The following is a 26,050-nucleotide window of genomic DNA, read 5'->3' on the forward strand; positions in this document are numbered from 1 at the left end:
GAAGAGTAGGCCTTCACAAGCCTTCTGAAAAATATAATCTGTCGAAGATTGCCTTCGCAGTTATAGAACGCTTTGCCATGGATCCGCGCCAGCTCCGTTATTTCATTGCCGTCTATGAGCAGCGGAACCTGTCGCGCGCGGCCGACCAGGTCAACGTCGCGCAGTCCGCCCTCAGCCATCATATCTCGAACCTGGAGGCGGAATTCGCAACTCCACTGTTCGAACGCAAGCCGCGCGGCATGGAACCCACGGCGGCCGGCGAGCGGCTCTATGAGCACGCCCGCATCATCCTGCGCGCGATGGCGGAGGCCGAGACCGAGGTGCGCGAAGGCGCCCGCGTCATCGCCGGCGATATCTCGATCGGCATGGCCAATTCCGGCGTCAAGGCGATCGGCGTGGAGCTGATGCGCACCGTGCTCACCAAATATCCCAAGCTCAAGCTGTCGCTCACCGAGAGCCTGTCCGGCGCGACGCTGATGCACCTGATGATCTCCAGCGTCGATCTGGCGCTGGTCTATAATCCGCCGTCGGAGAAGGAGCTGATCACGGAAGCCGTGCTGGAAGAGGAGATGTTCTGCGTCGGCATTCCGAAGCTGGTCGGCAAAGGCAAGGCCCCGATCCGCTTCGAGGAGCTGAGCCGGATGCCGTTGATCCTGCTGCGCTACGGCCTCGGCCTGTCGTCGCGGGCGCTGCTGGATGATCCGGTCCTGCTCAAGCGGCTGGAAGGCAGCGCGATCCTGCACGCCAATTCGATTACGGGCATGACCGGCGCGCTGGTCGAAGGGCTGGGCTGCACCATCGCGACAAAGCTGTTCGCGCGGGAGGAGCTCGCGGCCGGCCGCCTGGTCGCACGCAGGGTGATCGATCCGAAGCTGACCCGCACGCTCTATCTCTGCCGCCTGCGCAACCGCCCGATGACGTATGCGATGGAAGAGATGCGCCGGTTGATGCTCGCGCTGATCGCCGAGCAGGTGCGAAGCGGCGGCTGGCAGGCGACGCTGGCGGGGTGAGGGCGATTGACGTCGCCGCGACCGCAGTGCGCTCCCTCTCCCGCTTGCGGGAGAGGGTTGGGGAGAGGGTATCTCCGCATCGGGATTGTCCCGTTGCGGAGCTAACCCTCACCCGGCGCTACGCGCCGACCTCTCCCGCAAGCGGGAGAGGTGACCGAGTTCGCCGACCCGCCGTCCTGCCTCTCATCGGCCGAGTTCGAAATTCTCGAACGCTTCGATCGATATGTTCGTCTGGATTTCTGGCTCGCGGAGGCCAACATGGCGCGGTCCGGCAGAGCCCACCAGCACCACAGAGATGAGCCGCCGGGGAACGCGCGCGATCCGCGCGCCACGGGAGGACATCATGAGCGTTGTCGGTATCGACACAGGCTTTGAGCTCGGCGCTGCGCCATCGGTTCCAGACCAGATCTCGCGACGGCTCGAGGCCATGCCGGCGACGGCCTATGTCTGGCGCCTCGTCGTCCTGCTCTCGCTGGGCGGCTGCTTCGAGATGTACGATTTGTTTCTCACCGCCTACATCGCGCCGGGCCTGAGCCGCAGCGGACTCTTGAGCGCGACGACAACGGCATTCTTCGGTTTCTCCGGCATCGGCGCATTCGTCGCCGCGACGTTCGCCGGCCTGTTCGTCGGCACCTTCTTCCTCGGCTTTCTCGCCGACCGCTTCGGCCGGCGTGCGATCTTCACCTCAGCCCTGCTCGGCTACACCGCGGCGTCGGTGGTGATGGCCTGCCAGACCTCCTCGGAAGGCCTGCTGCTCTGGCGCTTCCTCGCCGGCATCGGCATCGGCGTCGAGGTCATCACCATCGACGCCTACATCACCGAGCTGGTGCCGAGCCGGATGCGCGGACGCGCCTTTGCGGTGAACCAGTCGATCATGTTCGTTGCGGTGCCGGTCGTCGCCTTTCTGGCGTGGTGGCTGGTGCCGCTCGCGCCGTACGGCGTCGAGGGCTGGCGCTGGGTGGTGCTGATCGGCGCCGCCGCCAGCATGATCATCTGGGTGGTGAGATTGTTCCTGCCCGAAAGCCCGCTCTGGCTCGCGCGCCATGGCCGCACCGAGGAGGCTTTTGCGATCGTGACGATGCTGGAGGCCGCCGGCGGTGGCACGGGCGCACCTGCCGCGCCGTCGTCTGCACGCGCGGCGGCACAATCGGCCGCGCGCGTCAGCTTCGCCGATCTGTTCAGGCCGCCTTATCTCTCGCTCGTCGTCCTCTTCATGGTGTTCAACCTGTGCCAGGCTTTCGGCTTCTACGGCTTTGCCAATTGGGTGCCGACGCTGCTGGTGGAGAAGGGCATCACCGTTACCAAGAGCCTGCAATATTCCTTCATCGTCGCCTTCGCCTATCCGATCGCGCCGCTGCTCGCGGCCAGCTTTGCCGACAAGTTCGAGCGCCGATGCATCATTGCCGGCGCTTGCATCGCCGTCATCATTTTCGGCATGGCGTTCGCGCAATTGACCGAGCCTGGACTGCTGATCGTCTGTGGCGTGCTGCTGACCGCCTGCAACACCACGATGTCCTACGCCTATCACGCCTATCAGACCGAGGTGTTTCCGACGCAGATCCGGGCGCGGGCTTCCGGCCTGGTCTATTCGATGAGCCGGCTCAGCGCGACGTTCTCGGGCTTCATCGTCGCCTACATGCTGAAGGAGGCCGGCGTCACCGGCGTGTTCGGCCTGATCACCGCGGCGATGCTGATCGTGGTGATCGCGATGACGCTGTTCGGCCCGAACGTGCGCGGCAAGCCGCTGGACACGGTGTAGCTCCGGTCTCTTCCCCGTCATTGCGAGCGGAGCGAAGCAATCCAGTCTGCCTCCGCGGTGAGACTCCTGGATTGCTTCGCTTCGCTCGCGATGACGGAGAGGAGGGGGCTTCAGCGAATATAGCTCTCACCCTGATCGCGAAGACAGCCCCTCTCCCTGACCCTCTCCCCGTAAGGACGGGGAGAGGGAAAAGAGAGCCTGCCGTCTACGCCGCGAGCAGCTTCTGCAATGCCGCACCATCGGGGACACCGAGGCCGGAGCAGGCGTCCCAGCCGGGGCCGGCCTTGTACATGCCGTGCAGCGAGCCGGTGATGTCGTTGTTGCCGACGGTGACGTCGCGGAACACGCCTTGCTGGTGCGAGGCGTAGATCAGCGGGTTGATGAAGCCGACGGTTTTGCCGAATTTCTTGGTCGTGGCTTCGTTAATGCGGGCGATTAGTCCGGCCATCAAGGGCGCCACTGCGCTGGTGCCGCCGATCGTGGTGACGACTCCGTTCAGAAAGATCTGGTAGCCGGTCGCGGGATCGGCGTCGCCGGCAACATCGGGCACGCCACGGCCGCTCTGGTGCGTCGGCGATTTCGGCACATGAGCGTGGGCCTGGTATTTCGGCTGCGCGAACATGACGCTGACGCCGCCGCCGCCAGCGCCGCCCTGCAGCCCACCATTCCAGACCACCTCGTCGATGTGGCCGTTCGGCGCCTTCAGATTGGTGCCGCCGCAGGCGAGTGCGAACGGGCTGGACGCCGGGAAGTCGGCATGCGGCTTGCCGTCCCAGCCCTGGCCCATGTCGGCCGAGCCATTGTCGCCGGAGGCGACGCAGACGGTGACGCCCATCGCGGCGGCGTCCCGGATCGCCTCGTTCAGGCCGTCGATGAATTGCTGCGAGTTCTCCGGATCTTCCGGTCCGCCCCAGCTGATCGAGATCACCGAAGGCTTTCGCGCGGTGTCGTGGACCGCGGCCTTCACCGCATCGATGAAGCCGTTGGTGGTATTCGGCGCGAAATAGACCACAATTTTAGCGCCGGGCGCGATCGCACCGGCCACCTCGATGTCGAGCACGACTTCGCCGTCGGCATCGGAATGGCCGGGCTTGTTGGCGCCGCCGTCGACGCTTGCGGGGGCGATCTGCGGCATCGCGATTCCCGCCTTCTTGAAGAAGGTCTTCAGGTCGGCGGTCTTGTAGCCAGCGCCCGTGGGATGGCCCTTCTGGTCGATGTCGTTGAGTTCGATAATGGCGATGCACTGGCCGGCGCCGGTCTCGCCGCCGGGGAAATTGTAGAGCTGGGCGATCTGCTCGACCGAGAAGCTGCCGCCCTGCCCCGCGCGCGCGGTCGCACCCTTCGTCGCCGTCCTGCGGCGGAAGTGCGGCTGAGCCACGGGACGGTTGTCGAGGCCGTGCACGCCGACCACGATATCCTCGAGCTCGGGGGGTATCTGCACGCTGCCCTTGCGCATGCGATAGGTCGCCCCGTCGTGCCTGACGTTGTTGAGTTTGACGCCGAACGCCGCGCTCATCGCCTTCACCGTGCCGGTCAGCTTCACCGTACGGGAGGCCAGGTGCACGCTCTTGACGTTGAGTTCGTGCTGGTGCGCGAAATCGTCGATCTTGGCAACGTCGGCTGCATCGGCGCCCATCTCTTCGGCAAACTCGGCGCGGGAAAGATATTGTCGCTCCCGCGGCGGTTGTGCGCCAAGCGCCATCACCTTGTCGTCATCGGCACGTTTGGCGCGCAGGCGAACGCTGATCTCGATTTCCTGCTTGGGGTCGGCCGCGCCGACGAGCTTGGCGCCCTTCGGCAATTTCCGTGCGCTGTTCACCAGCGCGACACGCTTGGTTGGGCTTGCCATGACTTCCTCCGTTTGGTGATGGGAAAGACATTTTTTGGTATTCAACTATAGGTGTAATCCGAAGTCGCAATTGGTTCAGCGATTGGGCGATAATTTTTCAAGGAAGCGGCTGCTATATAGGCACAATCGTCGGCACGCTCGAATTGGCAAAGAATGGGTCAGCGGGTCGTACCATTCGAAATCGGGAAATTCGATTTAAGATTGCAACCGCAAGCCGGGCTCGGCCGACCAATGAACGATGTTGTCAAAAACAATTGGCGGAGACGATGCAATGCTGGCCGACCGCAAATGGGTTGAGAGAAATCTTGGGTTCGATCCGATCACGACACCGCCGCCGCGGCAAACCTTTGTCGTAAAGCGCATCGCGGACGCCGCCGTGACCAAGACCGCGAAGGTCACGGCGGAGGACTTCCAGCGCGAGATCATCGATTTCGATTCCGAATCGAGCGAAGGCCGCGAGTTCCTCGCCTTCTCGACCGCGACCGGGCTGTCGCGCTTCACCGACATCCCTGGCCCAAGGGATTGGCGCCGCAAACCGGGCCAAAGCCGAAAGGCAACGGCAACAGCCCGCTGCCGCACGCGGACGTGCTGGTCGTGACCTGGACCGTCGACGAAGGCCACGCGCTCAGCCGCGTGCTGACCCGGGCAAGGATCCGCGCAACGATTACGCCCCCTACACGCATAATTACGCGACCATCTCGCAGAAGATGCGGAACGGCTGTCCGGCCAAGGAGCTGAAACGGCTCGGCACCTACTGGACCACGACGATCGGCAAGAAGACGGTCGTGATCTTCAAATCCGACTCGCACATGTCGCAGGACGGCCCGCAATTGCCGAACATCGACGTGTGGCGCCAGATCATCACCGAGGTGCAACCGACGCTCGTCATCACCACGGGAACCGCCGGTGGCATCGGCAAGCAGGTTGAGGTCGGCGACGTCATCGTCAGCCCGATCGTCCGGTTCGACTGCCTGTCGAAGTTCAAGAAGCAGCCCTTCGCGCAGGAGCACTTCTCCAGCAAGTCGGCCAACACGACGAAATTCACGCAGGCCAAGACGCTGTTCAAGGCCAATGCCGGGCAATTGCCGAAGGACAACACGCGCGCGCCGAAGATTTTCGTCGTCAAGCCGAGCGGCCTGACGTCGTCCGTGGTTACCACCGACTTTTTCGGCTTCGACACCTCGGACGACCATTTCCGTCTTCAGGGCCTCGGCGACGTCTCGGAGATGGGCGACGCCATCCTCGGTCTGGTGGCGCAGGACATGGGTGCGAAGGCGCCGCGCTGGCTCGCGATCCGCAACGTCTCCGATCCGCAGATCAAGGCAGAGGGCACACTGAAACAGCAGGAGCAGGTCGCCGCCCAGATCTACAAGGGGTTCGGCCGCTGGAGCACGGTCTGTAGTGCCATCACCTGCTGGGCCAGCATCGCGGCGGAGCCTTAGAGCCGCAGCGAGACAAGGTCAGCCTCCCTTGCCGAAGCAGCTCGGGGTGTCTACCTCTCGCGGGTACTCGTGAGAGGGTGTTCCATGCTGGATGCCGCCGTGAAGGCGTTGTCGCAAATGATGTCGCCGCCGATGCGCTCGATCCTGTGGCGGTCGATCGGTGTCGCCTTGGTGCTGATTGTCGTGTTGGCGATCGGATTGCAGCGGCTGTTGAGCTGGTTTGCGACCTATGGCGAGGTCTGGCTCGAGGGCCTGCTCGGGCCAGGCTGGCACGCCTCGCTCGAGGTTCTGGCCTGGATCGTCTCGATCGCGGCGGGGCTTGGCGTCGTGTTCGGCAGTGTTTTCCTGATGCCCGCGATCACCTCGCTGGTGGCGAGCCTGTTCGTCGACGACGTCGCCGATATCGTCGAGCGCGAATATTATCCCGCCGAGCGGCCCGGCGTTGCGCTGCCCTTCAATCAGGCGATCTACGAGGGCGTCAAGGCCGCGCTGTTGACGATCGTGGTTTATCTGATCGCGCTGCCCTTCGTATTCCTGGCCGGCGCTGGCTTTCTGATCTTCTTCCTCGCGGCCGCCTGGCTGCTGGGCCGCGAATATTTCGAGCTCGCGGCAATGCGCTTCCGCTCGCCGCAGGAAGCCAAGGCGATGCGGCGCGACAACGCCGCGACCATCTTCACCGCCGGCCTGATCATCGCGGCCTTCGTCTCGATCCCGATCGTGAATTTGGCGACGCCGATCTTCGGCATGGCCTTCATGGTCCACATGCACAAGCGCCTGTCCGGATCGCGGCCCGAGCTGATCGAGCCGGCGCGGCAGATGCGATGAGCTCGCGTGCCGTCCAAGTCCGCTGAACCGTAGCCCGGGTGGAGCGTAGCGCAATCCGGGACGGTGCCCGATAGGTTGGCAGAACCCGGATTGCGCTCCGCTCCATCCGGGCTACGCAGATCCCTGGATCGTCACAGCCGCGTTGTGCGCAGCCGCAGCGCGTTGCCGACCACGCTCACCGAGGACAGCGCCATCGCGGCGGCGGCGATGATCGGCGACAGCAGCACGCCGAAGGCCGGATAGAGGATGCCGGCCGCGATCGGAATCCCCGCGGCATTGTAGATGAAGGCGAAGAACAGATTTTGGCGGATGTTGCTCATGGTCGCCTGCGACAGCTTCCGTGCGCGGACGATGCCGGTGAGATCGCCCTTGAGCAGGGTGACGCCGGCGCTCTCCATTGCCACGTCGGTGCCGGTGCCCATCGCGATGCCGACCTCGGCCGCCGCCAGCGCCGGCGCGTCGTTGACGCCGTCGCCGGCCATGGCGACGCTGCGGCCGGCCTTTTGCAGCTTGGTCACCACCGCGCTCTTCTGGTCCGGCAACACTTCGGCCTCGACATCGGCAATGCCGAGACGGCGCGCGACGGCATCCGCGGTCGTGCGGTTATCCCCGGTCAGCATGATCACCTTGATACCCTCGGCCGCAAGCGCCTTCAGCGCCTCCGGTGTCGAGACCTTGACCGGATCGGCGATCGCGAACAGGCCGGCGAGCGCGCCCTCGATGGCCATGTTGATGACGGTGGCGCCATCGCCGCGCAGGCGTTCGGCCTCGGCGTCGAGCGCCTTGGTCTCAATCCCGATCGACGACAGATATCTCGCATTGCCGAGCACAATGGTCTTGCCGTCGACCTTGCCGGTGGCTCCCTTGCCGGTCGGCGAGTCGAACTGCTCGACCGGAGCCAATGCGAGGTGCTTCTGCATTGCCGCACGCACGATGGCGTCGGCCAGCGGATGCTCGCTGGCGCGCTCGACGCTGGCCGCCAACCGAAGGATGTCGTCCGCCGCAAAGCCCGCGGCCGGGACAATCGACACCACCTTGGGCTTGCCCTCGGTCAGCGTGCCCGTCTTGTCGACCACGAGCGTGTCGATCTTCTCCATCCGCTCCAAAGCTTCGGCGTTCTTGATCAGGACGCCGGCCTGCGCGCCGCGGCCGACGCCGACCATGATCGACATCGGGGTGGCGAGCCCCAGTGCGCAGGGGCAGGCGATGATCAGCACGCTGACGGCGGCGACGAGGCCGAAGGCGAGCCGTGGCTCCGGGCCGAACCAGGCCCAGGCCGCAAAAGCGATGATGGCCACCAGGATGACCGTCGGCACGAACCAGCCGGCGACCTGGTCGGCCAGCCGCTGGATCGGCGCGCGCGAGCGCTGTGCGTCGGCAACCATCTGCACGATCTGCGACAGCAGCGTCTCCCGCCCGACCTTGTCGGCACGCATGATGAAGCTGCCGGACTGATTGAGCGTGCCGGCGATCACTTTTGCGTCGGTCTCCTTGGTGACCGGCATGGATTCGCCGGTCACGAGGGACTCGTCGAGCGAGGAGCGGCCCTCGAGAATGACGCCGTCGACCGGGACCTTCTCGCCGGGACGCACCCGCAGGCGGTCGCCGGCATGGAGTGAATCGATGTCGACCTCGTGCTCGCTGCCATCGGCCTCGACGCGGCGCGCAGTCTTTGGTGCGAGCTGCAACAGCGCCTTGATCGCGCCCGACGTCGCATCGCGGGCGCGCAGCTCCAGCACCTGGCCGAGCAGCACCAGCACCGTGATCACGGCCGCGGCCTCGAAATAGACGGCAACCGCGCCTTCGTGGCCGCGGAAGGTCGCGGGGAAAATCTGCGGAGCGACGGTGCCGATCAGGCTGTAGACATAAGCGACACCCGTGCCCATCGCGATCAGCGTGAACATGTTGAGGTTGCGCGTGACCAGCGATTGCCAGCCCCGCACGAAGAACGGCCAGCCGGCCCAGGCCACAACGGGCGTCGCGAACATGAGCTGGATCCAGTTCGACAGTGTCGGGTCGATCCAATTGTGCAGGCCGGCGAGATGGCCGCCCATTTCCAGCACCACCGGCGGCAAGGCCAGTGCACCGCCGATCCAGAACCGCCGCGTCATGTCGGCGAGCTCGGGATTGGGTCCGCTCTCCAGGCTCGCGACCTCGGGCTCCAGCGCCATGCCGCAGATCGGGCAGGTTCCCGGCCCGACCTGGCGGATCTGTGGGTGCATCGGGCAGGTGTAGATCGTGCCCGCGGGCACCACCGGCTCGGGCGCTTTCTCCTTGCCGAGATATTTCGCGGGATCGGCGGCGAATTTGCTGCGGCAGCCCGCCGAGCAGAAATGGAACGTCTCGCCGTGGTGCTCGAAGCGATGCCTGGATGTCGCCGGATCGACCGTCATGCCACAGACGGGATCGCGGACCTTCGTTGTCGCGTTGCCCTGACCATGTGCGTGATCGCCATGTCCTCCACAGCAAGACGCAGCCGCACGCTTCTCAGCGGGCGCTGCCGCATCGGCGGAACAGCCGCATCCGGAATGAGTTTCCGCCTGATGATGATGCTCGTGTTCTGCGTCCTTCATTGCCATGCTCCGGCCTTGCAACATATACCCTAGGGGGTATATAGAGCGCATGCGCAAGGACATCAAGGCATCCGTCGGAAAACGTCTCGGCCGGATCGAGGGCCAGGTTCGCGGTCTCTCGAAAATGGTCGAGGACGACCGTTATTGCATCGACATCGTCACGCAGATCTCGGCAGTGCGTGCCGCATTGCGCCGGGTCGAGGAAGAGATTTTGAAAGACCACGTCGCCCATTGCGTCGAGCACGCGATCGCCAGCGGCGACAAGGCGGACCAGCGCGAGAAGATCGCGGAGCTGATGGCGGTGATCGGGCGGGCGGAGCGGTAAGCACTTCGCCATTGCGAGCGAAGCGAAGCAATCCAGAATCTTTTCCGCTGCGGCAGCCTGGATTGCTTCGCTGCGCTCGCAATGACGGTGGAGTGGACTACGCCGCTCGCTCGCGCGTCCGTATCCGCCGCCTCGGCCGATACGTCGCGATCTTCTTCAACAGCAGAAAATGCTTCGAGACCATGACGGGTCCGGCCATCTCGGCGGCCTGCACGCCTACTTGCTCAGCCGAAACTTCACCCGGCGCTTCTTCGTCAATCGCTTCAGGAACGAGCGTCGGCGCACCGATCGCTTCTGGAAACACCCCGAATGAGCCCGCTACCTCCTCGAGCGGCTTTTGCTTGTCGGCCCAGTGCAGGGCGGTGTAGTCGAAGCCGTGCACAATGGTGGGTTTGACGACTTCGAAATAGGGCGAGATGTCGAAGTCGCGCGGCATGTAGAGCGAGGAATCGCGGATATGCAGGATCTCCCGGCGCGCGGCGCGGCTGCCGGCCTTGGTGATCTTGGGCAGGATCGGATAGCGCACGGCGTCGAACGCCTGTGCGATCAGCGCCGAGCAGATGATCTTGGTCGGATCGCCCGAGCCGATCGCGATCATGCGGCGCCGCCAGCGTTGCGGTATCGGCAGCGGGAACAGGAAGCGCATCAGGTCGACGATGTTCTTGGTGTCGTAGCCGAACCCGATGCGGTTGATGGCATAGCGGCAGACCGTGGTGCGGTCCTCATAGGACAGCCCCACCGGACGGCACAGGCGGGTGTGGTAGGGGAAATATTTCGATAGCGGCGCGGAGGTGACGCCTTCGCCGATATTGGCCTCGATCAGCACATGCGGCTCGCCGTCGGGCTCTTCGGCGCCTTCGATCGGGCCGACATAGAGCGCGGCATGCGACCAGGTCGACTGCGTCAGGTACTTGATGATGCCGGAGATGCGGTTGTTGCCTTCGACCAGCATCACGTCGCCGGGCTGGATCACGCCGCGCAGGTGCTCCGGGTCGCTCGGTGTGAACGGCTCGTAGCCCGGCACCTCCTTCGAGAGGTACGCGGCTATCAGCTTTCCGACCGAATCTAGGACCGTTCCCATGAACTCCCCCCACGGCCTTTTCCGACCGTCTTTTCTCTTTCTCTATCATGGTCGGAACGTGTTGCAATTCGGTTCATGGCTCTGTGAGCTCAAGCATGATTGATTCACCATGATGGTTGCCGCGCAACATCAGATACGGCAAGGTTCGCGAGCTGTTCCCGTTTGCCGCAAGTCTCCGGAAACCATGACATGACAATCACGCGCCGCAGTTTCCTATCGGCGTCGGCGGCCTTTGCCGCAATGCCGGTTCTGCGCGCAACCGCCGCGACCCTGCCGCGCGAGGCTGACATTGTCGTGATCGGCGCAGGTGCCGCCGGTATTGCCGCAGCGCGGCGCGTGATGGCGGCCAATCGCAAGGTCGTGGTGGTGGAAGCGGCCGCGCAGATCGGCGGGCGCTGTATCACCGACAGCACGACCTTCGATGTACCGTTCGATCGTGGCGCGCGCTGGATGCACAATCCCGACACCAACCCGATGATCCGGCTGGGGCGCAGCGTCGGGCTCGATGTCCTGCCGGCGCCGTCGGGCCAGAAGATGCGAATTGGCCGACGCAATGCCCGTGCCGGGGAGACCGAGGAGTTCCTGGCGGCGCTGGTGCGCGCCAACCGCGCCATCGACGAAGCCTCCCGCGGCAAGCTCGATACGTCCTGCGCGTCGGTGTTGCCGAAGGACCTCGGCGACTGGGCCGGCGCGGCCGAATTCGTGCTGGGCGCGAGCTTTGCGGGCAAGGATCTGAAGGAGCTTTCCGCGATCGACAAGGCGCGGGCGCAGGACCGCAATGCCGCGATCGCCTGCCGCCAGGGCCTGGGCACGTTGATCGCGAAGCTCGGAGAGCAGGCGCCGGTCGTGCTCTCGACGCCGGCGAGCCGGATCGTCTGGAGCAATCGTGACGTCAGCGTCGAAACCCAAGCTGGCAAGATCGCTGCGCGCGCCGCCATCGTCACGGTCTCGACCAATGTGCTCATGTCGGGCGCGATCAAGTTCGCGCCCGACATTCCCAAGCGCACGCTCGATGCCGCCTCGAAACTCGGCCTCGGCAGCTATGATCACATCGTGCTGCAACTCCCGGGCAATCCGTTGGGGCTGTCGCGCGACGACATCCTCATCGAGCAGAGCAATTCGACGCGCACCGCGCTCATGTTCGCCAATATCGGCGGCTCCTCGCTGTGTTCGATCGACGTCGGCGGCTCGTTCGGCCGTGATCTCTCGGGGCAGGGCGAGAAGGCGATGACGGCCTTCGCGCGAGAATGGATCTCAAAGCTGTTCGGGAGCGAGGCTGCCGCGGCCGTGCAGAAGACCAGCGCGACCCGCTGGAACGCCTCGCCTTACGTCATGGGCGCGATGTCGGCGGCCTCCCCGGGCGGCCAGCTCTCCCGCAGAGTGCTGGCCGAGCCGATCGGCAACATGTTCCTCGCCGGCGAAGCGACCCATGAAACGCTGTGGGGCACCGTCGACGGCGCCTGGGAAAGTGGCGAGCGCGCTGCAGATGCGGCCCTGCGCAAGATCGGGGCACTCAGGGACGAGCCTGCCGATGTGCCGACGCACTCGATGAAGAAGCGCCGAACGACGCGGCCATAGGAGTTGAGCTGCAACAATCCTAGCTCGTCGTCCCGGACAAGCGCAGCGCAGATCCGGGACCCATAACCACAGGGAGTGGTTTGACGAAGACTCGGAGTTGCCGGCTCGCGCGAAAAACGCTGACCGGGAAGTCGGCAAGACTCATGCCCTCAAAGTGCCGCCGGTCTTCTTCGTCACCTCCGCCACGATCTTTGCCGCCGCCGCCTCGATCTCCTGGTCGGTCAACGTCTTCTCGCGCGGCTGGATCGTCACCGCGATCGCGATCGATTTCTTGCCGTCGTCGATGCCCTTGCCTTCATAGACGTCGAAGACGTTGACGGCGGTGATCAGTTTCTTGTCGACGCCTTGGGCGGCGCGCACGATGTCGGCCGCCTTCACGGCGCGATCGACGATGAAGGCAAAGTCGCGCGACACCGGCTGGAACGCCGACAGCTCGATCACGGGCTTTGCGCGAGTCGGCTTCTTCTTGGCCTCGGGGATACGGTCGAGGATCACCTCGAATACCATCAGCGAACCACCGGCGCCGAGCGCCTCGAGCGCGCGCGGATGCATCTCGCCGAAATGACCGAGCACGTTTTGCGGGCCGATCTGGATCGTGCCGGAGCGGCCGGGATGCAACCATGCCGGTCCGCCGGCGACGATCTGCAGCGCCTGCATCGGCGCACCGGCCGCAGCCAGCACCGCGAGCGCATCGGCCTTGGCGTCGAACACATCAGCCTGCGCCGAGCCCGACCAGTGTCGTCCCAGACCTTCCGCCGAGCCAAAGCCGCGACGGACGCCGCTCGCGGCCGTGAACTGATCCTGCGGGCGGTCGCCCTTGAAGATCTGGCCGACCTCGAACAGCGCGACATCGCCAAAGCCGCGATCGGCATTGGCCTGTGCCGCTGCGACAAGTCCGGGCATCAGGCTCGGGCGCATGTCGGAGAGGTCTGCGGCGATCGGATTGGCCACTTCGAGTTCGCGCTGCCCGCCGCCGAACAGTTCGGCCGCAGGCTTCGTGATGAACGACCAGGTCACGGCCTCAATCATGCCGCGGGTCGCGAGCGCGCGCCTGGCGCGACGGGTGCGAAGCTGGATCGGCGTCAGCACGGGCTTGCGCGCATCCTCGCCGCGCTCGAACGGCGTCTCCGGCACCTTGTCGATGCCGTAGATGCGGACGACTTCCTCGACGAGGTCGGCCTTGCCGTGCACATCCGAGCGCCACGAGGGCACCGCGACCTTCACCACCGGCCCCGGGCCCGCCATCATGAAGCCGAGATGCGACAGGATGCGCTTCATTTCGGGCTGCGGCACCTCGATGCCGGACAGCCGCTTCACCTCGGTGACCGGGAAATCGATCACGCGGTCGTCGCCAAAAGCTTTTCCGACCACGACGTTCTCCGACGGCGTGCCGCCGCACAGCTCCATCACGAGTTTGGTGGCGAGCTCCAGCCCGGGCACCATGAAGGCCGGATCGACGCCGCGCTCGAAGCGGTAGCGCGCATCCGAATTGATGCCGAGCTTGCGGCCGGTCTGGGCGATGTTGATCTCGTTCCACAGCGCCGATTCGATCAGCACGTCGGTGGTATTCTCGTCGCAGCCGGAGGCCTCGCCTCCCATGATGCCGGCGAGCGATTCCACGCCGTGCTCATCCGCGATCACGCAGATCGCGGGATCGAGATTGTAGGTGCGGCCGTCGAGCGCGAGCAGCGTCTCGCCGTCGCGGGCGTGGCGCACCACGAGATTGCTCTTCACTTTCTTGGCGTCGAACACGTGCAGCGGGCGCGCGCGGTCGTAGGTCATGAAGTTGGTGATGTCGACGAGCGCATTGATCGGACGCAGCCCGATCGCGGTCAGGCGCTTCTGCAGCCATTCCGGCGAGGGGCCGTTCTTCACGCCGCGCACCAGCCGTAGCGCGAAGCCCGGGCACAGCGCGGCGTCCTCCACCGTGACCTTCACCGGGCAGGGGAATTCGCCCTTGATGGGCTTGATGGACGGATCCTTGAACTTGCCCATGTCGGCGGCGGCGAGATCGCGCGCGATGCCGTGCACGCCGGTGCAGTCCTGCCGGTTGGGCGTCAGATTGATCTCGACCACGGGATCGCCGAGGCCGGCCCATTCGGCGTAAGCAGCGCCGATCGGCGCATCGGCCGGCAGCTCCATGATGCCGTCATGGTCGTTGGAGATTTGCAGTTCAGCCGCCGAGCACAGCATGCCGCGGCTCTCGACGCCGCGGATGGTGCCGATCCCGAGCGTGATGTCCTTGCCTGGAATGTAGGTGCCGGGGGCTGAGAACACGCTGACGAGCCCGGCGCGCGCATTCGGCGCGCCGCAGACGACCTGCACGGGCGCGGCACCGCCACCGGTCTCAACCATGCAGACGCGCAGCCGATCCGCATTCGGATGCTGCTCGGCCGAGATCACCTTCGCAATCGTGAACGGCTTCAGCGCCTTTGCCTTGTCCTCGATGTTCTCGACCTCGAGCCCGATCATGGTGAGCTTGTCGGCCAGCCTGTCCAGCGGCTCGTCAGTCTCGAGATGATCCTTCAGCCAGGAGAGCGTGAATTTCATGGCTGTGTGCCTCGGCTCTTGTCGTTGACTACAAAATGATGTCCGAGCGCCGCCCTCACGAGCTCAGCCCTCCCGCGAGTGTCGGCACTTCGAGCGGCTTGAAGCCGTAATGGGACAGCCAGCGGACGTCGCTGTCGAACAGCTGGCGGAGGTCGCTCATGCCGTATTTCAGCATCGCGATGCGGTCGATGCCCATACCCCAGGCAAAGCCCTGGTACTCGTCGGGATCGATGCCGCACGCGCGCAGCACGTTGGGGTGCACCATGCCGCAGCCCAGGATCTCGAGCCAATCCTCACCCTCGCCGAAGCGGATCTCGCCCTTGTCGCGGCGGCATTGGATGTCGACTTCCATCGACGGCTCGGTGAACGGGAAGAACGACGGCCGGAAGCGCATGTTGATGTGGTCGACCTCGAAGAACGCCTTGCAGAACTCGTGCAGGATCCATTTGAGGTGACCGAGATGCGAGTGCTTGTCGATGACGAGGCCTTCGACCTGGTGGAATTGCGGCGTGTGGGTCGCGTCCGAATCGATGCGGTAGGTGCGGCCCGGGCAGATCACGCGGATCGGCGGCTTCTGGCTCAGCATGGTGCGCACCTGCACCGGCGAGGTGTGGGTCCGCAGCAGCATGCGCGAGCCGTCCCCCTTCGGATGGAAGAAGAAGGTGTCGTGCATCTCGCGCGCGGGATGGCCTTCCGGGAAGTTCAGCTTGGTGAAATTGTAATCGTCGGTCTCGATGTCGGGACCTTCGGCGACCGAGAAACCCATGTCGGCGAAGATCGTGGTCAGCTCGTCCCAGACCTGGCTCAGCGGATGGATGCGGCCGGCTTCCGCCGGCGTATCGCGCAGCGGCAGCGTCACGTCGACGGTTTCGGATGCGAGCCGCGCATCGAGTGCGGCCGATTTCAAAACGTCGCGCCGCGCCGCCAGCGCCTGCGTGACCTTGTCCTTGGCGAGATTGATCGCGGCGCCTTGCGTCTTGCGCTCGTCCGGCGACATCTTGCCCAAGGTCGCAAGCAGCGCCGAGATCGAGCCTTTCTTGCCGAGCGCGGCGACACGCACCGCTTCGAGCGCGGCCTCGTCGCCGGCGGCGGCGATCTGGTCGAGGATGGATGTTTCGAGCGATGCGAGGTCGGACACTGTCAAATCCCTGCTGCTAAATTCGGCTGGGTTGTCGCCGTACCAAGGCGGTAACGTCAAGCAAAAAGCCGGTCATTTCGGCGCCTGAGCAGCCGGCTTGAACCTCGCAACGGGACCCGGCACCAAGGGAGGATCAAGAGGAAAGGTCCGCGATGCCGTCGAAATGCCAGGTCGCCGCTTTGGCCGTCGTTCTGTCGCTTGCCGGCACTCCGGCGCGGGCCATGGTATGCATGGAGAAATCCATGACGCTGGACGAGGTCGTCGACACCATCAGCGCCCAAAAGGGCTGCGAGAGCGCGATGAAGGTGTTCAGGGATTGCGAACTGACCGCGAGTGGCGACGTCCAGCTCGGTGCCGCCGTCGAACGGAAATGCGAGGCGGATTTCAAGCCAGGCCTTAATAAGCCACGCCTTAATAAGCCAAGCCTGGATGCCGCGCAGGCACAGTCCTACCGACGCGAGATGCGCGTATGCGACAGCAAGTACCGGAACAAGTCCGGCACCATGTATCTCTCGTTCACGGCATTCTGTCGGGCGGAGGTCGCCCAGCGTTACTCGCAGCGCGCGCTGAAGGCTGCGGGCCAGAAGGCCCGCTAACGCAAGCCTCAGGCCGCGAGCGCAGCTTTGGCCTTCTCGGCGATCGCCTGGAACGACACGGGCTCGTTGATCGCGAGATCCGACAGCACCTTGCGGTCCACGCTGATGCCCGACTTGGCCAGCCCGTCGATAAATCGGCTGTAGGTCATGCCGAACGGACGGACGGCGGCGTTGATGCGCTGGATCCAGAGCGCGCGGAATGTCCGCTTCTTGCGCTTGCGGTCACGGAACGCGTACTGCAGGGCCTTGTCGACCGCCGGCTTGGCGGTGCGGATCGTGTTCTTGCGGCGGCCGCGGAAACCCTTGGCGGCCTTGTAGACTTTCTTGTGCTTGGCGTGGGCGGTCACACCGCGTTTGACGCGAGACATGACAAAAATCCTTCAGAGATGACTAGGTTTTCGGATTGCCGCGGGGTGCCGCGGCACGGTTGGCAATGATCGTGGACGCGATCAGGCGTTCGGCAAGAAGTACTTCTTGACGTTGTCGCCGTCGGTCTTGAACAGCACGCGGGTGCCGCGGAGCTGACGGATCTGCTTCTTCGTCCGCTTGATCATGCCGTGACGCTTGCCGCGCTGGGCGTGCATCACTTTGCCGGTGGCAGTCACCTTGAAGCGCTTTTTAGCGCCCGATTTGGTCTTCAGCTTGGGCATTTTGCTCTCCTATGGCCATAACAGAACGCCGCCCGTGAAGGCGGCCGGCCGTCTAAAATGCTCGTTAGAGCGTTGATTGTGCTCAGGTTTTGCGAACTGGCGCAAAACCCGCACGGACACCGCCGCGGCAGCCCTTAAATCAGCCGGGCGATGAAGGCTCGGCTTATGGCAGAGCGGGAGCGAAATGGCAACGGTGAACCGCCGCAACGGGCACGCCGACTATTGGGGGTTGCCACCCCAATATTTATCCCGTCTCGCCCCGGAGCAGGACCAAAATGGCCCAATTTTCCCGATCGGTTTTGTCAGTTTTCAGCCGTCCGTGCCGCCTTGTGCTCTTCGCCACGCTTGCCGCGGCCGCGGTGCCTTCGGCCGCCGATGCCCGTATCGGCGGCTATGACGGCGTCTGGAATGTCACTTTCGCCACCACTCGCGGTAATTGCAGCTCGGGCTATAGCGTTCCCTTCAGCGTGGCTGGAAACCGGGTCTCGTCCGCCGGCGGCGGCCGGGTCTCGGGCTCGGTCAATCGCGGCGGCGCCGTCGCGGTCCAGGTCTCGGTCGGCGCGTCCCATGCCACCGGCGGTGGCCGGCTCGCCGGATTGGCCGGGACTGGCTCCTGGAACGGCATCATCTCCGGCGACCGCTGTAGCGGCACCTGGCAGGCGACGCGGACGTAGTCGCCAAGAAGTTGGTGCGCCCCCTCCGCCGCCTGCGGGGGAGGGTCGGGGAGAGGGTTGCTTCCTCAAACGAGAAACCCCCAGACGAGAAAGCCCTCACCCGCGTCGCTTCGCGCCGCGACCTCTCCCGCCAGCGGGAGAGGTGCACCGACCCCGCGGCCCCGACCAACAAAACGGCCCGCCGGATGTCCGGACGGGCCGTTCATTCTCACATCCGGAAACGCTGGCGTCAGCGCGGCGCCAGCACCATGACGACCTGTCGGCCCTCGAACCGGGCGTCCTGCTCAACCTTGGCGAGCTCGGCGACGTCGCTCTTGATCTTGTCCAGCAGCTTGGTACCGATCTCCTGGTGCGCCATTTCGCGGCCGCGATAGCGCAGGGTGATCTTGACCTTGTCGCCCTCTTCGAAGAACCGCTGCATCGCACGCATCTTCACCTCGTAATCGTGATCGTCGATCATCGGCCGGAGCTTGATCTCCTTGATCTCGACGGTCTTCTGGCGTTTGCGGGCTTCGGCGGCTTTCTTCTGGGCGGAATACTTATACTTCCCGTAGTCCATGATCTTGCAGACGGGAGGGCTGACATTCGGCGAAATCTCGACCAGATCCATGCCAGCTTCCTGGGCCATGCGAATGGCGAGAACGGTCTCGACCGTACCCTTGTTGTCGCCGGTTTGGTCGATCAGCTGGATTTGCGCATTGCGGATGTCATCATTGATGCGCGGCCCGTCTTTGGCGGCTGGGGCCGGGGCTCTGTTGGGACGGCGAATGGGTGGTTCTCCAAAGTTGTGAAAGGAAGCGGCTATTTTGAAGGAAGAAGCATTTGCCGGCAAGCAAGTCGCGCGGACGCGAAGCGAGAACCCTCAAATGCGAGGCATTTTGGCCACGCCTGTCGGCACGGTGCTCGACATAGACACCTTGTTCACATTCCGCAAGCGTCCCAAAAGGACAGGGTTGATACCCGATTGCGCCGCCGGGCCGGCCCGGACAGCTCGAACCGCCCAGCCAGGGTAAATGTTCCATGACTAATGCTGTTCCCGAACCCATGCTCGACTTCATCGAAATCGGTGAAGGTCCGTCGGCCCGTAAGATCGCGGTGCGCCGCCGGGCGGGAGCGGGCCCCGGGCTGGTCTGGCTCGGCGGCTTCAAATCCGACATGCAGGGCACCAAGGCCGTGGCGCTGGACAATTGGGCCCATGAACACGGCCGCGCCTCGGTCCGGTTCGACTATTCCGGTCATGGTGAATCCGGCGGCGATTTCGCTGACGGGACCATTGGGCGCTGGCTGGAAGAGAGCGTGGCTGTGTTCGAGCGGTTCTGCGCCGGCCCGCAGATTTTGATCGGCTCTTCCATGGGCGGCTGGATGGCGCTGCTGCTGGCGCGCGAGATCAGGAAGCGTGGCGCCTCGCTGGCGGGGCTGGTGCTGATCGCGCCGGCGCCCGACTTCACCGAGGAACTGATGTGGAAGACATTTTCGCCCGAGGTGAAGCTTGAGATCGAGACCACGGGCAAGTGGCTGCGGCCGTCGGAATATGGCGACGGCTCGCCCTATCCGATCACGCGAAACCTGATCGAGGAGGGGCGCAATCACCTCGTGCTCGGCAGCGCCATCGATCTCGGCTGTCCCGTTCGGATTCTCCAGGGCGCGCAGGATCCCGATGTGCCCTGGCAGCACGCCTTCGCGCTAACGCATCGGCTGCCGGCCGACGACGTCGTGCTCACCATGATTCAGGACGGCGATCACCGCCTGTCACGCCCGCAAGACATCGCGCGCATTCTCGCCGCGGTGGCGGAGATCGGGTGAAGTGTCGCGCCACTCGTCATTCCGGGGCGCGCCACTTGGCGCGAGCCCGGAATCCATTTACCCGCAGGCCCTGCGGCCCGATGGATTCGGGCTCGTGCTTCGCACGCCCCGGAATGACGGCGGGGGCTACGGCGCCGGTGCCTTCGCCATCGGCTTGCGCTGCGCAAGTGCTGCTACCGTCGCGGTGCCGATCGGGCCCTGTTCGTCGTACAGCCAGCATTCGCCGATCGCGATGCCGTCGGTGGCGTGGTGGTTCACCACTTCGAAGCCGATCCAGTTCGTCACCGGCAGCCGGTGCAGATAGATGGTCACGTCGCTGTTGATGTAGCCGAGCCCTTTGTCGCCGGCGTTCGCAAACGGACTGGCGAAATCGGCGCCGGTGGCGACATGCACAAACGGTGTCATCGGCACGCCCGCAACCAGCTCGCGCACCTCGCTCATCCAGAGTTTTCGCGGGCCCAGCGATCCCATATGGCCGACGATCGGCCGCGTCGTCCATTTGCCGTGCATGCCGAGTCTGGGATCGGTCGGCTTTGGAATGTCCGCCGGCTTCGGCACGTCCCAGTTCGGTGGCGACCAGACATGGCCGTCAGCGTCTTGCGTCCGCCGCAACAGCTGGCAAGAGGCCCGCGCCATGCTGACGCCGCCGGAGATAAACTCCGCTTCGATCACGCGGCTCCGCATTCCGTCGCGCACCAGCCGCGTCGTCACCTCAATCGGCTTGTCGATGGTCGGCAGCCGAAACATGTCGACCGTCAATCGCGCCGGCACGAACTCAGGACCGGAATGGCGCTCCTCGATGGCGAAGCCGAGCAGGCCGACGATGACGCGTCCGTGCAGCGATGTTGGATCCCACGGGCCGTTGGCGACTTCCGTCGCATGGAATGTGTCGCCGTCGCGGGTGAAGAAAGGCATGTCTGTCATGACGCGCGACCTTGAAGGAAGCTGCGGCGAAATCAAGGGTGGAGAGAGCGCGCGCAATAGCCACAACAACAAGTGTCATCGCCCGGCTTGACCGGGCGATCCAGTATTCCAGAGGCAGCAGTGATTGAACCGTTGGTCCGCGGCGTACTGGATGCCCCGGTCAAGCCGGGGCATGACAGCGGAGAATTAGGAAGCGGCTTGCCACTCCTGACGAACGCTCTCGTCGTGCTCGCTGGCGATCGCATTCGCCCTGAGCCGCACAAACTCATTCCGCGGCATCAACTGCCCCAGCGCCCACACGGCAGCCCCGCGCACCAGCGGGCTTGCGTCGTCGAGCAATCGCCGCGCCTCTTCCGCAAGCTTCGCGTCGCCGGAGTTGCCGATCGCGATCAGCACGTTGCGCAAAAACCGGTCGCGGCCGATGCGCTTGACCGGCGACTTCGTGAACAGCGCCCGAAACGCGGCATCGTCGAGCCGCACCAGTTCAACCAGCGGAGGCGCGCGTAACTCGTCGCGCGCGGCGAGCTTTGCTTCGCGCCCCTGTTGCGCGAACTTGTTCCAGGGACACGCGGCGAGGCAATCGTCGCAACCATAGATGCGGTTGCCGATGGCTTTGCGAAACTCGCGCGGGATCGGACCCTTGTTCTCGATGGTCAGGTACGAGATGCAGCGCCGCGCATCGAGTCTGTAGGGAGCGGGAAACGCCGCGGTCGGGCAGATGTCGAGACAGGCTTGGCACGAGCCGCAATGATCGATCTCGGCGCTGTCGCGTGGCAGCTCCAGCGTCGTGTAGATCGCGCCGAGAAACAGCCAAGAGCCGAACTCGCGCGAGACGAGGTTGGTGTGCTTGCCCTGCCAGCCCAGATGCGCAGCCTGTGCGAGCGGCTTCTCCATCACCGCCGCGGTGTCGACGAACACCTTCACCTCCGACGGCGCGGCCGCAACCAGCCAACGCGCCAGCGCCTTCAACCGCTTCTTGATGAGGTCGTGATAATCTTCGCCTTGCGCATAGACCGAGATCGCTGCGCGCGTGCGCTGTTGCAAGATCGCGAGCGGATCCTGGTCCGGGCCGTAATTGACGCCGAGCATGATCACCGATCGTACGTCAGCCCACAGCCCGCGCGGATCGACCCGGCGCTCCGGCTGGCTCGCGAGCCAGTCCATGTCGCCATGACCGCCCGTGGCGATGAATTCGAGGAAATGCTTTCCGGCGCTCTCGATCGTGCCGGGCTCGGTAATCCCGATGCAGTCGAAGCCGAGCGCGCGCGCCTCGCGCGCGAGTGCCGCCTTCAGTTCAGTCGGATCGGAGTTCAGAAATCGAGGTCCACATAGGTGCGCGACGCCGGCACGCCGGCCAGCCATTCGCTCAGCAGCGGACGGAACGACGGGCGGGACTTCACCCGTGCGTACCACGCCTTTGCCGCGTCGTCCTCGCTCCATGGCACGTCGCCCAGATAATCGATCGCCGAGAGATGCGCCGCGGCGGCGAGATCCGCGTAAGTGAGCCTGTCGCCGGCGAGGAAGTTACGCGTCTGCGCCAGCCAGCCGATATAGGCCAGATGATAGCGCACATTGGCTTTCGCCGCGCGCATCACGTCGGCCGAGGGCGGGCCGCCGCCGTTCTCCTCGCTCATGAAGCGTTTGTAGATGCGCTCGGTCACGAGCGGATGGGACACTTCCTCGAAGAATTTTTCGTTGAACCAGGCCATCAGCCGGCGCACCTCGACGCGCTCGGCGATGGTCACCGGCATCATCCGCTTGGGACCCAGCTCGACGCCATAGGCTTCGTCGAGATACTCCGCGATGATCGCGGCGCCCGGAATCGGGGACTGGTCGCCATCCACCAGAACCGGTGTGGTGCCGGCCGCATTGAGCAGCAGAAATGCCTCGCGCCGTTCCCAGCTGCGCTCTTCGACCAGTTTCAGGTCGAGCCCATACTCCCCCGCGATCAGGCGAATGAAACGCGAATGCGGACAGAACGGATGATGAAACAGCGTAAACATGAACCCTTTGACTATTTGATGGTGCTTAAGAATCCATCAATGTTTGTGCGGCGCCACACTAGTCTTTCGAAACCGCGAGGCAAGGGCGTGGCGTCGCATTTTGCGATTGCAGCAAGGGGGCGAATAGGCGAGAAGAGCCCCGCTTTTCCAGCCGAAATGGACCGTAAATATGTCAGATGCAATACGGGCAGTGATCCTCGGCATCATCGAGGGTGTGACCGAGTTCCTTCCCGTGTCCTCGACCGGCCACCTGCTGCTTGCGGAGCGCTTCTTCGGGCTTGGCGAGGGCGCCTTCTGGGATTCGTTTACGGTCTTGATCCAGCTCGGCGCGATCCTTGCGATCGTCGTGTTGTACTTCAGGAAATTGTGGGACGTCGCGATCGGCATGTTCACGGGCGACGTCTATGCGCGCCGCTTCGTGATCGGCGTGCTCGTGGCGTTCCTGCCCGCGGTCGTCGTCGGTCTGGTCGCCGGCAAATACATCAAGAGCATGCTGTTCAATCCGTGGGTGGTCTGCTTTTCGCTGATCGTCGGCGGCGCCATCCTGCTCTGGGTTGACCGGCTCGACCTCAAGGCGCGCGAGCATGACGCCACCAAATTTCCGCTGCTGATGTATCTCTATGTCGGCATCGCGCAGTGCGTGGCGATGATCCCCGGCGTGTCGCGCTCCGGCGCCAGCATCGTCGCGGCGATGTTCATGGGCGCCGACAAGCGCGCAGCCGCGGAGTTCTCGTTCTTCCTCGCCATTCCCACCATGATCGGTGCGTTCGCCTACGATTTCTACAAGAACCGCTCCGAGATGACGATGGACCACATGGGCATCGTCGCGATCGGCTTCGTGGTCTCGTTCATCACCGCGATCATCGTGGTGAAGAGCTTCCTGGAATACGTCACCCGCCACGGTTTCGTGGTATTCGCCTGGTGGCGCGTCATCGTCGGCACGCTCGGCCTGATCGCCCTGGCGCTCGGCCATTAACCTTTCGGAAACACGTTGAGCCCTTAGCCCGGATGGAGCGCAGCGCAATCCGGGATCGTGCCGCAAGCGACGCCGGCCCCGGATTGCGCTCCGCTCCATCCGGGCTGCGCCTCCACCACACCTTCAACGCAATATAAGCTTTTGACCGGTAGGCAGTTTCCTTGGCGGGGCGCCGCGCGCACCCCTGCAATGGAGCTGAGCCATGACCCTCGTCAGCGGCTGGGGGCGCTTCCCGGTCGTCGATAGCGAACTGCTGCGGCCGCGGTCGTTCGAAGCCGTTGGCGAAGCCATGGTCTCAGGCGCCGTGGCGCGCGGCAATGGCCGCGCCTATGGCGACGCCGCGATAGGCGCCAACCGGACCGTCGCGATGACCGGATTCGACCGGGTGCGGTCGTTCGATCCGGCGACCGGCCGCATCCGCCTCGAGGCCGGCGTGCTGCTGTCGGACCTGATCGACACGTTTGGCCCGCGCGGCTTCCTGCCGTTCGTCGTGCCGGGCACGCGGTTCGTGACAATCGGCGGCGCCATCGCCGCCGACGTGCATGGCAAGAACCATCATGGCGAGGGCGGCTTCGGCCGCTATGTCGACAGCATCCTGCTGCGCACCGGGCAGGGCGAGACGATCGAGGCCTCGCACGAACAGAATTCGGACGCCTTCTTCGCGACGATCGGCGGCATGGGCCTGACCGGGATCATTCTCGAAGCCACCATCCGGTTGCGGCCGGTCGAGACCGGCTGGATTCGCGAGCGCGTGATCTCCGCGTCGGATCTCGATGCGGCCATGCGCGCGCTCGAGGCGAATGAATCCGCGACCTATTCGGTGGCCTGGATCGATTGCGTCGCGCGCGGCCACCAGCTCGGCCGCTCGCTGATCTATCTCGGGGAGCACGCCCGCGCGGACGAGCTTTCCGATGGCGGCGATCGATTTCCGGTCGGCAAGGATCCCGGCCTTGCGGTGCCGGTCGACCTGCCGTCGATCACGCTGAACCGTACCAGCATCCGCGCGTTCAACGAGCTCTACTACCGCATGGGCGCGCGGCGCGCCGGCGGCAGCCATCTGGTATCGCTCTTCCCCTATTTCTTTCCGCTCGACAGCATCGGCGCCTGGAATCGCATTTACGGCCGGCGCGGCTTCCTCCAGCATCAATGCGTGATCCCGGAGCAGGGCGCGCGCGACGTGCTCGCCGACATCCTCGACCGCGTCTCCAAGCGCGGCGATGCCTCGTTCCTGGCGGTGCTGAAGAAGCTCGGCCAGGGCGACGGAATTTTGTCGTTTCCGCTGCCCGGCTACACGCTGGCGCTGGATTTCCCGATGAAGGGCGACATCCTGAATTTCCTCGACGAGATCGACCGCCTGATCGTCACCGCCGGCGGAAGGCTTTACCTCGCCAAGGACGCGCGTCAGTCACGTGCAACCTTCGAGGCCGGCTATCCCGCCCTGCAGCGCTTCAACGCGATCCGGAAATCGCTCGATCCCGCCGGACACATCCGATCAAAGCTTTCACAGCGTTTATTCGATGAGGTGCAGCCATGACGTCGCGCAAGACCGTTCTGGTGCTGGGTGGCTCGTCCGACATCGGCCGCGCCGCCGCGCGCGCCTTTGCCAAAGCAGGTTACGATGTCGTCGTCGCCGGGCGCGACGTCGCTGCGCTCGAGCCCGACGCGGCCGATCTCCGCGCGCGCTACAGCATCGAGGCGAGCGCGTGGACATTCGACGTGCTCGACACGGCTTCGTTCGAGAGCTTCGTCGGCGCTCTCCCCGTATTGCCCGATGTCGTCGTCTCGATCGTCGGTCTCCCGGGCGTGCAGCAGAACGCCGAGAGCGATCTCGCGCATGCCACCACGATCATGCGCTCGAACTACGAGGGGCCGTCGCTGATCCTGGGCCTGTTTGCGGAAAAATTTCTGGCGCGCGGCAATGGCACCATCGTCGGCGTATCATCGGTTGCGGGCGATCGCGGTCGGGCGTCGAACTATGTCTACGGCTCGGCGAAAGCAGGCTTCTCGGCCTTCCTGTCCGGCCTGCGCGCCCGCGCCAGCCGCGGCGGCGTGCACGTCGTCACGGTGAAGCCCGGCTTCGTTCGCACCAGGATGACGGAAGGCATGAAGCTGATCGGCCCGCTCACCGTCGAAGCACCGGTGGTGGGCGACGCGATCCTTCAGGCGGTGGAGAAGAAGAGCGATGTGGTTTACGTCAGCGGCAAATGGCGCTTGGTGATGCTGATCATCAAGACGCTGCCGGAAGCGGTGTTCAAGAAGCTGAAGTTTTGAGGCTTGAAGGAATTGCACTGGCC

At 64.6% G+C, this 26,050-nt stretch carries 24 protein-coding genes; 13 read left to right on the forward strand and 11 right to left on the reverse strand.

Translation table 11 applies throughout. From position 1 onward, the window contains the following. Window positions 1-77: 77 nt before the first annotated feature. On the forward strand, window positions 78-1,010 hold the full coding sequence (locus AB8Z38_RS23790; RefSeq protein ID WP_369720217.1) for a LysR family transcriptional regulator: 933 nt from the start codon (window positions 78-80) through the stop codon (window positions 1,008-1,010). A gap of 343 nt (window positions 1,011-1,353) precedes the next feature. Continuing rightward, window positions 1,354-2,769: an MFS transporter gene (locus AB8Z38_RS23795; protein ID WP_369720219.1), complete on the forward strand. Its 1,416-nt coding sequence runs from the start codon at window positions 1,354-1,356 to the stop codon at window positions 2,767-2,769. Window positions 2,770-2,974: 205 nt separating this feature from the next. On the opposite strand, the gene AB8Z38_RS23800 is transcribed toward AB8Z38_RS23795, so the two are convergent. After that, window positions 2,975-4,618, reverse strand: coding sequence for a protease pro-enzyme activation domain-containing protein (locus AB8Z38_RS23800; protein ID WP_369720220.1), 1,644 nt, complete (start codon window positions 4,616-4,618; stop codon window positions 2,975-2,977). A gap of 271 nt (window positions 4,619-4,889) precedes the next feature. Between AB8Z38_RS23800 and AB8Z38_RS23805 the strand changes: the two genes are divergently transcribed. The 3 genes from AB8Z38_RS23805 (at window position 4,890) to AB8Z38_RS23815 (ending at window position 6,885) form a co-directional block, all read left to right on the forward strand. After that, window positions 4,890-5,216 (forward strand): hypothetical protein, encoded by a 327-nt coding sequence (locus tag AB8Z38_RS23805; protein ID WP_369720221.1) that lies wholly within the window; start codon window positions 4,890-4,892, stop codon window positions 5,214-5,216. Window positions 5,217-5,325: 109 nt separating this feature from the next. Then, entirely contained in the window at window positions 5,326-6,060 is a 735-nt protein-coding gene (locus AB8Z38_RS23810; RefSeq protein ID WP_369720222.1) for a hypothetical protein, read from the forward strand. An 84-nt stretch (window positions 6,061-6,144) separates the two neighbouring features. Then, on the forward strand, window positions 6,145-6,885 hold the full coding sequence (locus AB8Z38_RS23815) for a sulfate transporter family protein (protein WP_369720223.1): 741 nt from the start codon (window positions 6,145-6,147) through the stop codon (window positions 6,883-6,885). A gap of 131 nt (window positions 6,886-7,016) precedes the next feature. Here the strand turns inward: AB8Z38_RS23815 and AB8Z38_RS23820 are convergent, their stop codons facing one another. Further along, window positions 7,017-9,458 (reverse strand): heavy metal translocating P-type ATPase, encoded by a 2,442-nt coding sequence (locus tag AB8Z38_RS23820; protein WP_369720224.1) that lies wholly within the window; start codon window positions 9,456-9,458, stop codon window positions 7,017-7,019. Window positions 9,459-9,507: 49 nt separating this feature from the next. Here AB8Z38_RS23820 and AB8Z38_RS23825 point away from each other — a divergent pair, with 49 nt between their 5' ends. Then, window positions 9,508-9,783: a metal-sensitive transcriptional regulator gene (locus AB8Z38_RS23825; protein WP_280967463.1), complete on the forward strand. Its 276-nt coding sequence runs from the start codon at window positions 9,508-9,510 to the stop codon at window positions 9,781-9,783. A 97-nt stretch (window positions 9,784-9,880) separates the two neighbouring features. Here AB8Z38_RS23825 and AB8Z38_RS23830 read toward each other — a convergent pair whose 3' ends face one another. After that, window positions 9,881-10,864, reverse strand: coding sequence for a YiiX/YebB-like N1pC/P60 family cysteine hydrolase (locus AB8Z38_RS23830; protein WP_369720225.1), 984 nt, complete (start codon window positions 10,862-10,864; stop codon window positions 9,881-9,883). Between the two features lie 189 nt (window positions 10,865-11,053). Here AB8Z38_RS23830 and AB8Z38_RS23835 point away from each other — a divergent pair, with 189 nt between their 5' ends. Then, window positions 11,054-12,442, forward strand: a complete 1,389-nt coding sequence (locus tag AB8Z38_RS23835) for a flavin monoamine oxidase family protein (protein ID WP_369720226.1) — start codon at window positions 11,054-11,056, stop codon at window positions 12,440-12,442. A 141-nt stretch (window positions 12,443-12,583) separates the two neighbouring features. Here the strand turns inward: AB8Z38_RS23835 and pheT are convergent, their stop codons facing one another. Both pheT and pheS read right to left on the reverse strand, forming a co-directional pair. Beyond that, on the reverse strand, window positions 12,584-14,992 hold the full coding sequence (gene pheT, locus AB8Z38_RS23840; protein WP_369720227.1) for a phenylalanine--tRNA ligase subunit beta: 2,409 nt from the start codon (window positions 14,990-14,992) through the stop codon (window positions 12,584-12,586). Between the two features lie 55 nt (window positions 14,993-15,047). Next, window positions 15,048-16,130, reverse strand: coding sequence for a phenylalanine--tRNA ligase subunit alpha (pheS, locus tag AB8Z38_RS23845; RefSeq protein ID WP_369720228.1), 1,083 nt, complete (start codon window positions 16,128-16,130; stop codon window positions 15,048-15,050). Between the two features lie 152 nt (window positions 16,131-16,282). On the opposite strand from pheS, the gene AB8Z38_RS23850 reads away from it, so the two are divergent. Continuing rightward, window positions 16,283-16,726, forward strand: a complete 444-nt coding sequence (locus AB8Z38_RS23850; RefSeq protein ID WP_369720229.1) for a hypothetical protein — start codon at window positions 16,283-16,285, stop codon at window positions 16,724-16,726. Between the two features lie 8 nt (window positions 16,727-16,734). Here the strand turns inward: AB8Z38_RS23850 and rplT are convergent, their stop codons facing one another. Further along, window positions 16,735-17,094 (reverse strand): 50S ribosomal protein L20, encoded by a 360-nt coding sequence (gene rplT / locus AB8Z38_RS23855; protein WP_369720230.1) that lies wholly within the window; start codon window positions 17,092-17,094, stop codon window positions 16,735-16,737. Between the two features lie 81 nt (window positions 17,095-17,175). After that, complete coding sequence (rpmI, locus tag AB8Z38_RS23860; protein ID WP_008539890.1) at window positions 17,176-17,376, reverse strand: 50S ribosomal protein L35; 201 nt, start codon at window positions 17,374-17,376, stop codon at window positions 17,176-17,178. Window positions 17,377-17,651: 275 nt separating this feature from the next. Between rpmI and AB8Z38_RS23865 the strand changes: the two genes are divergently transcribed. Next, window positions 17,652-18,050 carry a hypothetical protein gene (locus AB8Z38_RS23865; RefSeq protein WP_369720231.1) on the forward strand — a complete coding sequence of 133 codons (399 nt, stop codon included), beginning with the start codon at window positions 17,652-17,654 and terminating at the stop codon, window positions 18,048-18,050. Between the two features lie 229 nt (window positions 18,051-18,279). Here AB8Z38_RS23865 and infC read toward each other — a convergent pair whose 3' ends face one another. After that, window positions 18,280-18,819 (reverse strand): translation initiation factor IF-3, encoded by a 540-nt coding sequence (gene infC / locus AB8Z38_RS23870; RefSeq protein WP_369726583.1) that lies wholly within the window; start codon window positions 18,817-18,819, stop codon window positions 18,280-18,282. A gap of 251 nt (window positions 18,820-19,070) precedes the next feature. On the opposite strand from infC, the gene AB8Z38_RS23875 reads away from it, so the two are divergent. Further along, window positions 19,071-19,853, forward strand: coding sequence for an alpha/beta hydrolase (locus AB8Z38_RS23875; protein ID WP_369720232.1), 783 nt, complete (start codon window positions 19,071-19,073; stop codon window positions 19,851-19,853). A gap of 126 nt (window positions 19,854-19,979) precedes the next feature. Here the strand turns inward: AB8Z38_RS23875 and AB8Z38_RS23880 are convergent, their stop codons facing one another. The 3 genes from AB8Z38_RS23880 to AB8Z38_RS23890 all read right to left on the reverse strand — a co-directional run bounded on the left by AB8Z38_RS23880 (window position 19,980) and on the right by AB8Z38_RS23890 (window position 22,780). After that, complete coding sequence (locus AB8Z38_RS23880; RefSeq protein ID WP_369720233.1) at window positions 19,980-20,777, reverse strand: acyl-CoA thioesterase domain-containing protein; 798 nt, start codon at window positions 20,775-20,777, stop codon at window positions 19,980-19,982. 186 nt (window positions 20,778-20,963) lie between these two features. After that, window positions 20,964-22,139, reverse strand: coding sequence for a tRNA epoxyqueuosine(34) reductase QueG (gene queG / locus AB8Z38_RS23885; protein WP_369720234.1), 1,176 nt, complete (start codon window positions 22,137-22,139; stop codon window positions 20,964-20,966). Further along, entirely contained in the window at window positions 22,088-22,780 is a 693-nt protein-coding gene (locus tag AB8Z38_RS23890; protein WP_369720235.1) for a glutathione S-transferase family protein, read from the reverse strand. The genes queG and AB8Z38_RS23890 overlap by 52 nt, the downstream gene beginning before the upstream one ends. Window positions 22,781-22,949: 169 nt before the next feature. Here AB8Z38_RS23890 and AB8Z38_RS23895 point away from each other — a divergent pair, with 169 nt between their 5' ends. The 3 genes from AB8Z38_RS23895 (at window position 22,950) to AB8Z38_RS23905 (ending at window position 26,027) form a co-directional block, all read left to right on the forward strand. Continuing rightward, window positions 22,950-23,756 carry an undecaprenyl-diphosphate phosphatase gene (locus AB8Z38_RS23895; RefSeq protein ID WP_369720236.1) on the forward strand — a complete coding sequence of 269 codons (807 nt, stop codon included), beginning with the start codon at window positions 22,950-22,952 and terminating at the stop codon, window positions 23,754-23,756. Between the two features lie 202 nt (window positions 23,757-23,958). Next, window positions 23,959-25,290: an FAD-binding oxidoreductase gene (locus AB8Z38_RS23900; protein ID WP_369720237.1), complete on the forward strand. Its 1,332-nt coding sequence runs from the start codon at window positions 23,959-23,961 to the stop codon at window positions 25,288-25,290. Continuing rightward, window positions 25,287-26,027: an SDR family oxidoreductase gene (locus AB8Z38_RS23905; RefSeq protein ID WP_369720238.1), complete on the forward strand. Its 741-nt coding sequence runs from the start codon at window positions 25,287-25,289 to the stop codon at window positions 26,025-26,027. Before AB8Z38_RS23900 ends, AB8Z38_RS23905 begins: the two co-directional genes overlap by 4 nt. Window positions 26,028-26,050 lie beyond the last annotated feature (23 nt).

This window comes from Bradyrhizobium sp. LLZ17 (assembly GCF_041200145.1).
In the GTDB taxonomy this organism is placed as follows: domain Bacteria; phylum Pseudomonadota; class Alphaproteobacteria; order Rhizobiales; family Xanthobacteraceae; genus Bradyrhizobium.